Origin of the sequence: Lysinibacillus fusiformis (assembly GCF_002845985.1) — a bacterium.
Taxonomy (GTDB): domain Bacteria; phylum Bacillota; class Bacilli; order Bacillales_A; family Planococcaceae; genus Lysinibacillus; species Lysinibacillus fusiformis_D.
In genome coordinates this window covers 69,356-82,264 of record NZ_PDFK01000001.1, presented here as the reverse complement: position 1 = coordinate 82,264, position 12,909 = coordinate 69,356, and the positions used below count along the sequence as shown (strand labels likewise).

The window sequence follows — 12,909 nt, the reverse complement described above, 5'->3', positions numbered from 1 at the left end:
TAGTTTTTATTCCACTGTCACTGAAAGTTCCTTTACAAGTAGCGAAGAGGAGCCATAGCCTTTTGGCAGGAAGTAAAGCTCAGAGCTAGTTTCTTTGATACCATTTAAGAACTCGAAAAAATTTCCGGCTATTGTCATTTGCTTAACAGGGGAGGCAATTTTTCCATTTTGAATATGAAACCCTTTTGCAGCGACTGAAAAATCACCTGTAACCGTATTCGTACCAGAGTGAAGCCCAGATAATTCAGTAATAAATACCCCGTTACTAACCGAGTGAATTAACTCATCAAGAGATTTCTCGCCAGTTGAAATATATAAAATTTGGGGCGCAATCGTTAACGTTCCTTTGTAAGAATCTTTATGGGCATGCCCTGTTGTTTCACAGTTATCCTTTTTAGCTGTTTTCCTGTTATGCAAAAGTGTTTGGAGTGTACCCTCTAAAATAATTTCCTGCTCTTTTGTTGCAACACCTTCACCATCAAAGTTTGCTCCAGACAATGCGGCAGGATGGAATGGCGTACTCAGCAATGTAACTGCTTCTGATGCCACTTTTTGTCCGACTTTTCCTTTTAATAGAGATTGATCTTTTTGAGCATTTTCAGCTGATAGTATTGGCATAAAAGTGTCTAATAAAGAGGCTGATGCATCAGAGCGGAAAACGATTGGATATTTTCCACCTGGAATCGATTTTTCACCTAAATTGGCAAGGGCTTCCTCAGCTGCTTCTTTTGCAATATCATCAACATGAAGAGAATGGAAATCACGTGTCATTTTCAAATAACGGCCTGTTTTCATTTCTTCACCCTCCTTTACAACTGTGGAGAGGAAAATCACTAAGCCGTTCTCTTTATGTGATAAGTCAAGATTTTTACTATTTACTAATGAACGTTCAGCTGTATATTCTTGCAGTAAACAATAATCAAGAGCAATGATGCGTGAATCGTATGCACGAATCTTTTCTTCGATGGAACGAAGAAGCTCTATTTTTTCTGGAATTCCGATAGTCTCTAATTCTTCATTGTAATATTCATAAGATGGGTATTCAGAGCTACCATCAAAAATAGCTATGCCCTCATCCTCATCAAGTATGTTTGCATTTGCTTTGGCGCTATTGATTAAAAAGGAAATCGAATCATCGTCTAACTTTTCCGTATAGGAATAGCCCACTTTTCCGTTGTAAAGTCCTCGTAGACTTAGACCTCCGTCTTCAGACGTTTCGTAGCTATCAATCTCGCCCTTGTAGAGCGTGCATCCAATAGATTTATTTTGTTCATAATAAACCTCAGCTTCTATAAAACCGGCTTCTAGCGCCTTGTCTAATAGTTTTTCTTGAAATTTAGCAATGTTCATCAATTATTCCCCCTTCGTTCCACCAACTGTTATTTCACTTACGCGTATCATTGGCTGACCTACATTGACAGGAAGGCTCCCGCTAAGTGAACCACACATACCTGCTCCATGGGCGAGATTATTACCTACTCGATCAACAAGCTGCAATGTTTTTGCGCCATTGCCTATGAGTGTCGCGCCACGTACAGGGCGTTCAATTTTTCCGTCTTTGATGATATAGGCCTCCATTACCGCAAAATTATAATCGCCAGTAGCAGGGGAAACTTGTCCACCTCCCATATATTTTGCATATATACCATACTCTGTCGATGAGATAATATCGGCTGGCGTAGATGTGCCTGGTGCGATATACGTATTTGTCATACGTGATGTAGGATTAAATCGATAGGATTGTCGACGAGAAGAACCTGTGGGCTGAGCATTCATGCGTCGAGCATTAAATTTATCGATTAAGTAGCCCTTTAAAATACCATTTTCAATTAAAATATTCTTCCTTGTTTTTTCTCCTTCATCATCAATATTTAGGGAGCCCCACTCGTTCGGTAGTGTGCCATCATCGATATATGTAACAATTTCAGGGGCGACTCTTTCACCGATACGATTGGCGAAGACTGAATTGTTTTTGGCAACAGCAGTTGCTTCTAAGCCATGTCCACAAGCCTCATGGAAAATGACACCACCAAATTCATTATCAATAATGACAGGGAATTTACCGCTTGGACATTCATCTGCGTGAAGCATTGTGACAGCGATACGTGCAGCTTCTCCTGCATAATGGTTAAGGTCTAGCTTTTCAATAAATTCAAAGCCTGCATGTGCACCTGGGCCATAGAATCCTGTTTGTACTTCAGTCCCTTCTGTAGCCGTCGCTTGCATACTAAGTCTACTGTGAACTCGCGTATCCTCTACAAATTTACCCTCTGAATTTGCGATCAGGACGTTTTGTTGCTCATCAAGATATCGAACTTTTACTTGGTGAATCCGAGGATCATAATGTCTTGCAATAGCGTCTGCTTGTCGCATGACCGCTGTTTTTCTTGTGTGCTCCACTGTATGAGGCATGTGGAGAATTTGATGAATAGGCGTGATGATCTCTTTGTGAAGAGGGTGAATGGTACCCGATCGACCACCTTTGATGGCTAGGGCTGCACGTTCTGCTGCTGCTAGTAAACCTTCCTCAGAAAAATCATTGGTGTAAGTATAGATGCTTTGAAGTCCTGAAAAAATACGGATGCCGATTCCAAAATCACGCCCAGAAATACTTTGTTCAATCTTGCCACTTTGTAAGACAAAGTCATTTACATATTTATCTTCAATAAAAATTTCAGAAAAATCCCCACCAGTTGCTAGCGCGGCTTCAAGTACATTTTCAATAATGGATTGTTTAATCATATATCTTCCTCCTTTTCTTGATTGTACCAAATAGTTAAAAAATTCTGTATTATACTATCTTCTCAGATTTGAAGTTATGGTCACATAAAATTATGTATAGTACTTAAAAAATTTTTTTATGACATATTTCTCTAACCATTTCACCACACTAACGGAAAGAAAGAGGAAGGTGAAGAAATGCAACAACCATATAATGTCGGTGATATCGTTTATATTTTTTATCGGAATCCTCATATTCAGGATGTAGCGAATATACAGGAAGCCGCAGTAGTTTATCATCCAGAGCAACCAGAGGAGCTGGCTCTATTTTTATTTGAAACATATTATCCAATTTCAAATGATATGTTAATTTTTTCAAGCGAGATGGCGGCTGAGCAAGCCTATCATCAGTATTTTCATTGAGGGAGGGCTACTATGATCAAACCGTTTATCCCTCAGCTCGTCTATTTTGAGCCTGATGCGCTCCAGTATCCATTAGGTCAGGAGCTAAAAGAAAAATTTGAACAAATGGGGATTGAAATTCGCTATACGACTTCGCACAATCAAGTAAGAAATCTTCCTGGCGACAATGATTTTCAAAAGTATCGAGTAGCGAAATCGACATTAGTAGTAGGCATTCGAAAAACGTTAAAGTTTGATACATCTAAGCCCTCAGCAGAGTATGCGATTCCGTTTGCAACAGGCTGCATGGGGCATTGTCATTATTGTTATTTACAAACAACAATGGGCAGCAAACCTTATATTCGTACGTATGTGAATGTTGATGAAATTTTAGAGCAAGCAGATCTTTATATGGCAGGACGAGCTCCTGATATCACACGTTTTGAGGCATCCTGTACTTCAGATATTGTAGGGATTGATCATTTAACACATACGTTGAAGCGCGCTATTGAACATTTTGGACAAAGTGAGTTAGGCCAATTACGATTTGTGACGAAGTTCCATCACGTAGATCACCTATTGGATGCCAAACATAATGGTAAAACGAGGTTCCGCTTTAGCGTCAATGCCGATTATGTCATTAAACATTTTGAGCCAGGAACATCACCATTAGTGAAGCGTATAGAGGCTGCGGGGAAAGTGGCAAGGGCTGGATATCCGCTTGGATTTATTGTTGCCCCAATCTATCTTCATGAGGGCTGGCAGGAGGGTTACTATGAGATGTTTGAGCGTTTGGATGCGGAATTGCCAAAGGATGTACGTGACGACATCACATTTGAGTTTATTCAACATCGTTTTACAAAGCCTGCCAAACGCGTAATTGAAAAAAATTATCCCATGACGAAGCTAGAACTTGACGAAACAGTGAGAAGGTATAAATGGGGGAAATATGGGATTGGTAAATATATTTATCAAAAAGAAGAAGAGGAAGATATAAAGGAACACTTGTATGGCTATATGCAAAAATTCTTCCCTCAAGCAAAATTAGAATATTTCACATGACAATAAGAGGGAACAATGTGTTCTCTCTAACTTATTATTTGTGTATGTTAAATCATCTGATAAATCCAATAATGAAAAAATACCACATTGTCTCTGATTCACGGTAATTAATGACTAAATCATTTGTAGTATTCTTGTAAACTAAACGGCAGTTACAGAGTAAAGTTCATCGCCATTAGATAGTAATCAGGTCCAGAAAAAATAAAGATTAACTGTAAATCTGTGATGGCTAGTCCTGTTTCTTCTGGCCTCTCTCCTTTGTTAAGCTATCCACTAATTCCATCAAGTCACCTGGAAGCCCCAACCACTATATGAATTTATTTAGAAAATTCTTCTTATTTATTGTGCTTGTATAATCCAAATGTCAATGGTAACGCTAACGGAGATCGAATAAGAAGGGGAGAGTACTGGATGGATTCATTTCAAGTAAATTGTTGGTCTGAATATGACGAACTGAAGGTTGTGATGCTTTGTGCACCTTCGATAGTAGATGTAACAGATAGCACAATAGCGGAGCAGGTTGGATGGAGTGATACAGTCAACCATAATAAGGCGATGGACAATTTCATAGCACTCAAAACTATTTTAGAAAACGCTGGAGTAAAGGTTCTAGATTATGCAAATGAGCTAGCCCATGAGCAGCAATTGTTAAGTGAACAGCTTATAAATCGTTATTTTGTGCGTGATCTTGCCTGTGTCATTGGTAATCGACTTTTACCTGGAAGGGCTGAGAGCTCATTAAGGAGACCAGAATATCCTCTAGCCCATGCTCTTTTAGAGAAATGGTTTCCTCAACAATTTACGGCACAATCGCAAGCACTTCATTCATTTGAGTGTGGTGATCTGTTGATTTTAAACAAGGATGCTGTGCTCATTAATCTCGGAATGAGAACGACATTAGAGGCCATCGACAAGATAAAAGAAAGCATTTTTCAAGAGGGATTTTCGGAAATTGCTGTTATTGATTTACCGAAAAGTAATGACACACTGCATTTAGATATGAATTGTAATGTTGTGAACGTTAATTTGGTCATCGCTAAAAGCTTTGTGCGCCTTTTTCCAGTACAGGTATTGACAGCACAAAGCAGCCGTTTCGACATGATTGAGCCATTTTTAAAGCGTCATGGTTTTGATGTTTACTGGCGTGATACCTATAAGACAATACCAGATATTAATTTCATCAACCTTAATCCAGAAACACTATTGATTAGCAAGCAGGCGACGAAACAGCAATTCTTGGCGCATCCGCTTCTAAAGAAAAAGAACGTGCTTGAAGTCGACGTCACAGAGCTTGAAAAGGGTGGCGGTGGCATTCGTTGTATGACATTGCCATTGGTAAGAACGTAACGAAGGACTGATAAACATGACTTCTACTTCAAATAAAGGAAGGTTGTCTTGGTGGCAACTTTCGCTTCTCGGTATCGGTTGTACACTGGGAACAGGCTTTTTTCTTGGGACAAGTATGGCCATCCATAAAAGTGGACCGGCTGTGCTCATTCCTTTTTTGTTAGCAGCTATATGTACGTATATTGTGTATGAGGCACTTGTCAAAATGTCTGTGGAAAACCCTGATAAAGGCTCCTTCCGTACTTATGCCAAGCAGGCTTTTGGGCGATGGGCAGGATTTAGTAATGGCTGGGTGTACTTAATTTCCGAGCTATTAATCATGGGTAGCCAGCTGATGGCACTCGGTATATTTACGAAGTTTTGGTTCCCAGCGTTGCCACTCTGGGTTGCTGCATCGATTTATGCTGTCCTTGGCTTAGTCGTCATTCTTACTGGCATGAAGGGCTTTGAAAACTTTCAAAATATTTTCGGGGCATTAAAAGCCGCTGCGATTGTCATGTTTATTATCGTAGCGATCATCATCATCATAAGAGCTACACAATCAGCTCCAATCGAATCATTACAGTCAAATTATGAAGGATTTTTCTCACAAGGAATCAAAGGAATTTGGCTTGGCCTGCTCTATGCATTTTATGCCTATGGTGGAATTGAGGTGATGGGTTTAATGGTCATCGATTTAAAAAATCCAAAAGAGGCGCCAAAAGCAGGGAGAATTATGCTCATTGTCATTACTATTATTTTTATCATGGCTATTGCGCTTGCGTTGGCACTTGTTTCCTGGAAAGACTTTTCGATAGATGAAAGTCCTTTTATTACAGCGCTTCAAGGTTATCATATCCCTTTTGTGGCAGATATTTTTAACGGTGTTTTAATCATTGCTGGTTTTTCAACCATGGTTGCTTCGCTTTACGCGGTCATAACCATTCTCACTACACTTGCCGAGGATCATGATGCGCCTGCCATCTTAGCAAAAAAGGGGAAGATGAAAATTCCTTTTCCTGCCTTTTTATTTTTAACAAGTGGCTTAGTAATTACGATTGTCATTGGTTTTTTGATGCCCGAAAAAATCTTTGAATATTTGATAACGGCAGCAGGTTTAATGTTGATCTATAATTGGCTCTTTATTTTAATAACATATAGAAAGCTAATGGAGCTATCGAGGTGGGAGCAAATTAAGAACAGTCTTGGCATGTTGCTTATTGCTGTAACCGTATCTGGTACTTTAGGCGAAAAAACGAGCAGACTCGGTTTTTGCGTGGGCCTGCTCTTTATTGTCCTAATCGGTGTGGCGACCTGGATCGTTGTGAAAAGGCAAAAAAACATTGCGTAATGTCCTATTTTCCTGTGACATCCGTAAAAAAGGGCATTCGGATGGACTATGATTGTCATCACTTAAAAAATATTGCTTCCATTCATAGCTATCCTCTTGACCATACCATTTTAAATCTGGATGCCCTGGAATCTCGTCATATTCTGCGATGCGCTGGCGGATAAGTTTTTTGATTTTTCGTCCAAATGCAGTAGCGTCGTTTATATCGTCAAATATCCAACGTGGCTGAATAGCCATTAGCAAAGTAGAAAAGTGACGACTCTTCCGCAATTGATGAGCTGGTGTTGCACAAGAAATAAAATAGGGTTCTCCATTAAAGCAAAACTCCCATTCATGATGGTCTGGATTTGTCGGTATTGCCTCAGGCCAATCCAACTCATCCATATTGGTTAAATTGTTTAAAATGGACCAAAATAATTGCTGGTAATCCGCCACCTTATAGCTATCAAGCATATCATGAGGGGTATGAAAGAACACCGTGAGCGTTGTATATTTTCCAAAAGATCTTGCTGTGTTCCCATATTCCTTTAAGCATTCAGCTAACATCTGAATCGATTGCTCCTCCCGTGGATCCCCTATAAAGCTATAGCGTAAATGGTTCGATAAAAACCCCATTCTGGCTGGTACACAAGGAAACGTATTCCCTTCATCGGCAATTGTGGCAGCAAAGTCAGTATAGGCTGACTGTTGCCACAACGGCAATGTCTCCAAATGTTCCTCAATCCACTTCCGATCAAACACGATTACTTCCACTGGAAACTCCTCCTTTTACTCACATTTATTCTATTAAAGAAAAAGCAAATGGGTTACGACTCTGTGCAGTGTGCAAGGATGTTCTTTTTAAGGAGATTTTTAAAGATTTAAGGTAAATCATCAATAATCAATTTTTAGTTAAGGGATTGCTTTGATTAAGGAAATAGCTAAAAATCATCGTTTTTTGCAGAGGTTTGGGCTGTTGCGAGCGCTTCGGGCAAAGGAAAGAACGATTTTGAAGCAAAAGAGAGCACTTCGAGCAAAGATATGAGTGGAATTGAGCCAAAAGAGAGCGCCTCGAGTAAAGGGATGAGCGGTGTTGAGTCCAGGGTGAGCGCTTTGAGTCAAAGAATGGGCAGTATGAGCCAAGAGAGCGCTTAAATCAACGTTAAGAGCGACTCTAACCTCAGAAAGAGTGATTCAAGCCGCTAACACACAATCGAGGCTTAGTCTTTTTGTTGAAAGACCTTTTGCTCAAGGATGGTTAGGGCATGCTGGATGTCCTTTAAATCATCCGATGTGGCATGCTGAATAAGCGCTAAAAAGCGTTCCTCAATACAGGCGAATGCCTCTGCCATCATTTTTTCACCTTCGGGTGACAGGCGTACATATTGCTTTCTTCGATCCTCTGTGTCGCTAAATTTTTCAATTAATTGGCGTTCTTGTAGTTTTCGTAATTCACGGCTTGTATTCGGTAAGGACATGTGCTGACATTCACTGATTTCGGTTGGTGTGACAGGTTGGCTTACTTTAATATATTCAAGAATTTTATAGTGAAGCGGTGTGATATTAGCTGTGGTTACATTTTGTGTGAGATCATGTGTCACTTGATGGATTGTGGCTGTGAATGATACAAACTGATGAAATAAAGTGCTTTTATTCAATGGGATCACCTCTACTGACAAGATAACAAATAACTTGTCCTAAAACAATTATCATTTGACAACTAAAAAGGGATGGTTTATTATTTTGTTATCAAATGATAAGTAATTGGAGGGCACATGATGAAAACGTTAATTATTTATACATATCCAAATCATAAAAGTTTAAATTATGCTTTTTTACAGGAAGTATTAAAGGGTTGTCAAGAGAATCCTGCCATCGAAGAAATACAGATACTAGATTTATATGAAGAGGAATTTGATCCACGTTTAATTTTCCATGAGCATAAACGACGTCGTGATATGTATCAGGATCCGAAATTGGAAAAATATCGACAACAGCTTTCCTGGGCGGATCAGCTTGTATTTGTTTATCCGATTTGGTGGGGAAGACCGCCAGCAATGTTGTTAGGTTATATTGATCAATTGTTTGCAGCTAACTTTGCTTATCGGGATACAAAGGGGTTATTTCCAGAGGGACTTTTAAAAGGGAAGTCGGTTGTTTGTGTGTCGACGATGAAGGGACCAACCAATTATCCGTTTTTATGGTTGAATAATGCGCATAAAATTTTAATGAAGAGAGCATTGTTTAAGTTTGTTGGGATGAAAAAAGTAAAGTTTTTTGAGTTTGGAAATATGGAAAGTAAAAAGGGGAAACAGCAGCAAAAATTGGATAAAGTATATCACTATTTTAGAAAAGTTGCTTACTAGTTAAAAATAACTCGTGCAGACCGCTTTTAGTCGTTTGCACGAGCTGATGTACTATCGATGGGCACTGTAACCAAAAAGCTTGTAAATTCAGCGAGCTTGCTCTCCACAGCAATAGTTCCATGGTGCATATCAATAATTTTTTTGACAATGGCTAATCCTAAGCCACTGCCACCATTAGCCGATGTTCGTGATTGATCAGCCTTATAAAACCTTTCAAAAATATGCATTTGTTGTTCTTCTGTTAGACCAATGCCAGAATCTTGAATAATGACAGTGATCGAATCTAATTGCTTCTTCATAGACAATGTGATGGTCCCTTTAGCAGGTGTAAATTTAATGCTATTCGTTAGCAAATTCATCCAGACTTGATTCATTAAATCCTCATCTGCTGTGATGCTTATATTGTCAAGATGGAGGTCAAAGTCAAGCTGTTTGGCTAGCCAATTCGGTTCAAGAGCTAGGACAACAGTGCGTAATTGTTTATCAAGCCGATAATTTTTAGGTTCAAAGGGATGGTGATGTGATTCTAAGGATGTTAGTTTGAGTAAGTTATCGCTGATTTTTGATAAACGATTACTTTCCAATTCAATAATGTCTAAATAATGCTGACGCTTTTCTTCGGGCAAATTAATATTTTTAAGTGCCTTCGCAAAGCCATTAATAGACGTTAAAGGTGACTGAATTTCATGAGAGACGTTTGAAATGAACTCTTGACGCATTCTTTCAAGTTCACCTAATTCAACGGCCATATGATTGATGCCATGGATTAATTGCCCAAATTGGTCTTTTTCATCTGCTTTCAAGTCTAACTGGACATCAAAATCACCTTTTGCCATGCGACTTAATGCATCAACGATTTTATCCCAGTAGTTACGTTGTCGGTTCAGTCCAATTAAAAAGATAATTGCAGCAGAACAGGCAAAGAGTACAAATACACCAATTACCGTGCCTAATTGTAGCCAGAAACCATGGGGCTCTGTCCCCAATCGAGCATACAGCCAAGTGGTTGCGTGATAGGCAATAAAAGCAAATACAGTATTGGCAATAAGGAACAGGCAAAAGACCATTGCCAATCTTACAAGGAATCTTCGTTTTCTCATGACATTAATTCCAAACGATAGCCAAGACCACGAATAGTGCGAATGACAAAGCCACTCAGCTCTTGTGGGAAACGCTCGCGTATTCTTTTAATATGAACATCGACTGTTCGCTCATCTCCCTCATAGTCATAGCCCCATATTTCTTCAATTAATTGTTCTCTTGAAAAGGTTTTACCAACATAGCTGGCTAGGGTAAATAAAAGCTCGAACTCCTTTAAGCGAAGTAAAATAGTCTGTCCATTCATATCTACTTCATGTGTATGGCGATTGAGTTTGACGTTACCTGCTTCGACAACCTGAGAGAGAGAAATGCGATATCTTTTTAAAATCGATTTTACACGCACGATTAGCTCGGCTGGCTCGAATGGTTTCACGAGATAATCATCTGTCCCTAAATGAAAGCCTTTGACCTTTTGAGAAGTTTCGCCCTTCGCTGTCAGCATCAGGATAGGGAGGTCTGTATCAAATGAACGTATTTCCTCACATAATGCCCAGCCATCCATATTGGGCATCATAATATCCATTATGACCATATCCACTTTTTCAGTGGCTAATTGGGACAGTGCATCCACACCGTCCATAGCCTCAATCACCTCTAAGCCTTCATTTTGTAGAAAGACTTTTACTAATTCTCGAATATGTGCATCATCATCCACCACTAATAGTTTTGTCATCTCAACAAACCCCTTTATTCATCCTCTTTAATACGTAATTGTTGCATCGCAAACTCACGGTACATAGCATGTGTTTCAAAGAGCGTTTCGTGTGTACCACATCCTGTAATATGCCCTTTCTCAATAAATAGTATTTGATCGGCATCTACTACTGTTGATAGACGGTGCGCAATAACCAATGTTGTGCGACCTTCCATTAAGTTGTCTAATGCTTTTTGTACATAAATTTCTGACTTACTATCTAAACTCGATGTTGCTTCATCTAACATTAATATTTGTGGATTACGTAAAAGCGCTCTTGCAATAGAGATACGTTGACGCTGTCCTCCTGAAAGCTTAATGCCTCGTTCTCCAACTTCTGTGTCAAACTTATCTGGCAGCTCGTTAATAAATTGATCGGCATAGGCCATTTTGGCTACCTTTTCTAGCTCATCATCTTGCACATCTCGCTTAATACCATAGCAAATATTTTCTCGAATCGTTCCTGATAATAGGGCACTTTCCTGCGCCACATAGCCAATTTGACTGCGCCAAGAATGGAGTGAGAATGTTTCTATTGGTATATCTCCTAGCGTAATACTACCGCTCGTCGGCTGATAATATCTTTCTAACAGTGAAAATGTAGTTGTTTTACCACCACCACTTGGCCCGACGATGGCTGTTACTTTGCCTGGTTCAATCGTGAAGTTTATATCAGATAAAATAGGTTCTTCCCCATAAGAGAAATCGACATTTTTAACATAAATGGGTTGATTTACTTTTTCAACTGTTAAGCCTTCTTCAATATGTTCCTCTTCATGTTCAAGCAATGCACTAATACGTTCTGTTGCACCCATTGCTTTTTGCAGTTGAGTAAAGAACATTGTCAATTGCGTCATTGGCATAATGATTTGGATTAAATATAAAATAAATGCCACCATATCGCCAGCCGTCAGCTCCCCAGAGGAAACACGGACACCGCCATAGCCAATAATAGCTACAAGCACAGACATCAGCACAAATGAAATAAGCGGTGAAATCAATGCATGGATTTTTGCTTCTTTTAAGCCAAATGTAAAGAGATTAGAAATACCTTTTTTTCCACGCGCATATTCAATTTGTTCAGCATTGGAAGCCTTGACTAGACGTGTTTCGGGTAAAACTTGATTCAATACAGACGTAAATTTCGCTGTCTCATCTTGCATACCTTTTGAAATGACAAACATGCGTCGACCAAGCAACATTAAAATGACCATTGCCAGTGGTACAGCAATCAGCATCACTAACGTCATTTTCCAATCTAAAAATAACAGAATGATGATCGAACCAATAATCGAAATAACACCAGATAAACAGTTTGCTAAATGCTCTGTAATCAGTTCTTTCACAACAGCTGTGTCATTTGTAACACGGCTCAAGGTTTCCCCTGTATCATGTTCATCATAATAGGGGATTGGTAAGTGTAGCAGTTTTCTCCATAATTGATCGCGTAATTTTGCTACAACATGATGACCAACTCGATTTAAATAGTAAATAGATAAGCCACTCGCAACAGCTTGTGCGATAAAGGCAATACCTAGCACAATGATTTGCCAATAATTAAGTGATTCTAAAGAAAAGCCATCCACTAATTGTTTTGTAAATAATGGAACAATAAAACCTACACCCGTTGTCGCTAAACTCATCACTAAAGCGATGACGAGTAGCCAAATCGGCGGCTCAGCCCGTTTTATTAATTGTATAAAGCGTCGCCAATCTTTTTGTTTTGTCGTATCTTTTGATGTCTCTTGCAAAGAAATAAGCCTCCTTCATTGTTCGAAAACAATGTTTTTCGTTTCTATGGCTTTACTATAGCATGCGATTATGAACTGAATATGAAATGAATCGTCATTAAAAAAGGTGATGTCACCATCATCTTTTGCTATTAGTCTGCGCATTCATCATGGTAG

12 protein-coding genes are annotated in these 12,909 nt (G+C 39.2%); 5 read left to right on the top strand and 7 right to left on the bottom strand.

From position 1 onward, the window contains the following. Positions 1-6: 6 nt before the first annotated feature. Both CRI88_RS00545 and CRI88_RS00540 read right to left on the bottom strand, forming a co-directional pair. On the bottom strand, positions 7-1,350 hold the full coding sequence (locus CRI88_RS00545; protein WP_101966317.1) for a TldD/PmbA family protein: 1,344 nt from the start codon (positions 1,348-1,350) through the stop codon (positions 7-9). Between the two features lie 3 nt (positions 1,351-1,353). Further along, positions 1,354-2,742, bottom strand: coding sequence for a TldD/PmbA family protein (locus CRI88_RS00540; RefSeq protein ID WP_101966316.1), 1,389 nt, complete (start codon positions 2,740-2,742; stop codon positions 1,354-1,356). 177 nt (positions 2,743-2,919) lie between these two features. Here CRI88_RS00540 and CRI88_RS00535 point away from each other — a divergent pair, with 177 nt between their 5' ends. The 4 genes from CRI88_RS00535 to CRI88_RS00520 all read left to right on the top strand — a co-directional run bounded on the left by CRI88_RS00535 (position 2,920) and on the right by CRI88_RS00520 (position 6,862). Beyond that, positions 2,920-3,144 (top strand): transcriptional regulator SplA domain-containing protein, encoded by a 225-nt coding sequence (locus CRI88_RS00535; protein WP_036118524.1) that lies wholly within the window; start codon positions 2,920-2,922, stop codon positions 3,142-3,144. Positions 3,145-3,156: 12 nt separating this feature from the next. Next, entirely contained in the window at positions 3,157-4,185 is a 1,029-nt protein-coding gene (gene splB / locus CRI88_RS00530) for a spore photoproduct lyase (RefSeq protein ID WP_101966315.1), read from the top strand. Between the two features lie 411 nt (positions 4,186-4,596). Then, positions 4,597-5,532 carry an arginine deiminase family protein gene (locus CRI88_RS00525; protein WP_101966314.1) on the top strand — a complete coding sequence of 312 codons (936 nt, stop codon included), beginning with the start codon at positions 4,597-4,599 and terminating at the stop codon, positions 5,530-5,532. 16 nt (positions 5,533-5,548) lie between these two features. Further along, positions 5,549-6,862 (top strand): amino acid permease, encoded by a 1,314-nt coding sequence (locus CRI88_RS00520; RefSeq protein ID WP_101966313.1) that lies wholly within the window; start codon positions 5,549-5,551, stop codon positions 6,860-6,862. Here CRI88_RS00520 and CRI88_RS00515 read toward each other — a convergent pair. Together CRI88_RS00515 and CRI88_RS00510 are read right to left on the bottom strand one after the other, a co-directional pair. Continuing rightward, entirely contained in the window at positions 6,809-7,615 is an 807-nt protein-coding gene (locus tag CRI88_RS00515) for a YqcI/YcgG family protein (protein ID WP_101966312.1), read from the bottom strand. The genes CRI88_RS00520 and CRI88_RS00515 overlap by 54 nt on opposite strands. A gap of 446 nt (positions 7,616-8,061) precedes the next feature. Beyond that, positions 8,062-8,499 (bottom strand): MarR family winged helix-turn-helix transcriptional regulator, encoded by a 438-nt coding sequence (locus CRI88_RS00510; protein ID WP_036118507.1) that lies wholly within the window; start codon positions 8,497-8,499, stop codon positions 8,062-8,064. A gap of 120 nt (positions 8,500-8,619) precedes the next feature. Here CRI88_RS00510 and CRI88_RS00505 point away from each other — a divergent pair, with 120 nt between their 5' ends. Beyond that, on the top strand, positions 8,620-9,207 hold the full coding sequence (locus tag CRI88_RS00505) for an NAD(P)H-dependent oxidoreductase (protein WP_036118504.1): 588 nt from the start codon (positions 8,620-8,622) through the stop codon (positions 9,205-9,207). Positions 9,208-9,233: 26 nt separating this feature from the next. Here CRI88_RS00505 and CRI88_RS00500 read toward each other — a convergent pair whose 3' ends face one another. Genes CRI88_RS00500 through CRI88_RS00490 form a run of 3 tightly spaced genes read right to left on the bottom strand, consistent with a single transcriptional unit; the run spans position 9,234 to position 12,753 of the window. Continuing rightward, complete coding sequence (locus CRI88_RS00500; protein ID WP_089933204.1) at positions 9,234-10,307, bottom strand: sensor histidine kinase; 1,074 nt, start codon at positions 10,305-10,307, stop codon at positions 9,234-9,236. Further along, positions 10,304-10,981, bottom strand: coding sequence for a response regulator transcription factor (locus tag CRI88_RS00495; RefSeq protein ID WP_036118499.1), 678 nt, complete (start codon positions 10,979-10,981; stop codon positions 10,304-10,306). The genes CRI88_RS00500 and CRI88_RS00495 overlap by 4 nt, the downstream gene beginning before the upstream one ends. Positions 10,982-10,995: 14 nt before the next feature. Further along, positions 10,996-12,753, bottom strand: coding sequence for an ABC transporter ATP-binding protein (locus CRI88_RS00490; RefSeq protein ID WP_089933199.1), 1,758 nt, complete (start codon positions 12,751-12,753; stop codon positions 10,996-10,998). Between the last annotated feature and the right edge of the window lie 156 nt (positions 12,754-12,909).

Coding starts and splice junctions, on each gene's coding strand:
- CRI88_RS00545 (WP_101966317.1), bottom strand. CDS start 1,350: ATGAACATTGCTAAATTTCAAGAAAAACTATTAGACAAGGCGCTAGAA.
- CRI88_RS00540 (WP_101966316.1), bottom strand. CDS start 2,742: ATGATTAAACAATCCATTATTGAAAATGTACTTGAAGCCGCGCTAGCA.
- CRI88_RS00535 (WP_036118524.1), top strand. CDS start 2,920: ATGCAACAACCATATAATGTCGGTGATATCGTTTATATTTTTTATCGG.
- splB (WP_101966315.1), top strand. CDS start 3,157: ATGATCAAACCGTTTATCCCTCAGCTCGTCTATTTTGAGCCTGATGCG.
- CRI88_RS00525 (WP_101966314.1), top strand. CDS start 4,597: ATGGATTCATTTCAAGTAAATTGTTGGTCTGAATATGACGAACTGAAG.
- CRI88_RS00520 (WP_101966313.1), top strand. CDS start 5,549: ATGACTTCTACTTCAAATAAAGGAAGGTTGTCTTGGTGGCAACTTTCG.
- CRI88_RS00505 (WP_036118504.1), top strand. CDS start 8,620: ATGAAAACGTTAATTATTTATACATATCCAAATCATAAAAGTTTAAAT.
- CRI88_RS00500 (WP_089933204.1), bottom strand. CDS start 10,307: ATGAGAAAACGAAGATTCCTTGTAAGATTGGCAATGGTCTTTTGCCTG.
- CRI88_RS00495 (WP_036118499.1), bottom strand. CDS start 10,981: ATGACAAAACTATTAGTGGTGGATGATGATGCACATATTCGAGAATTA.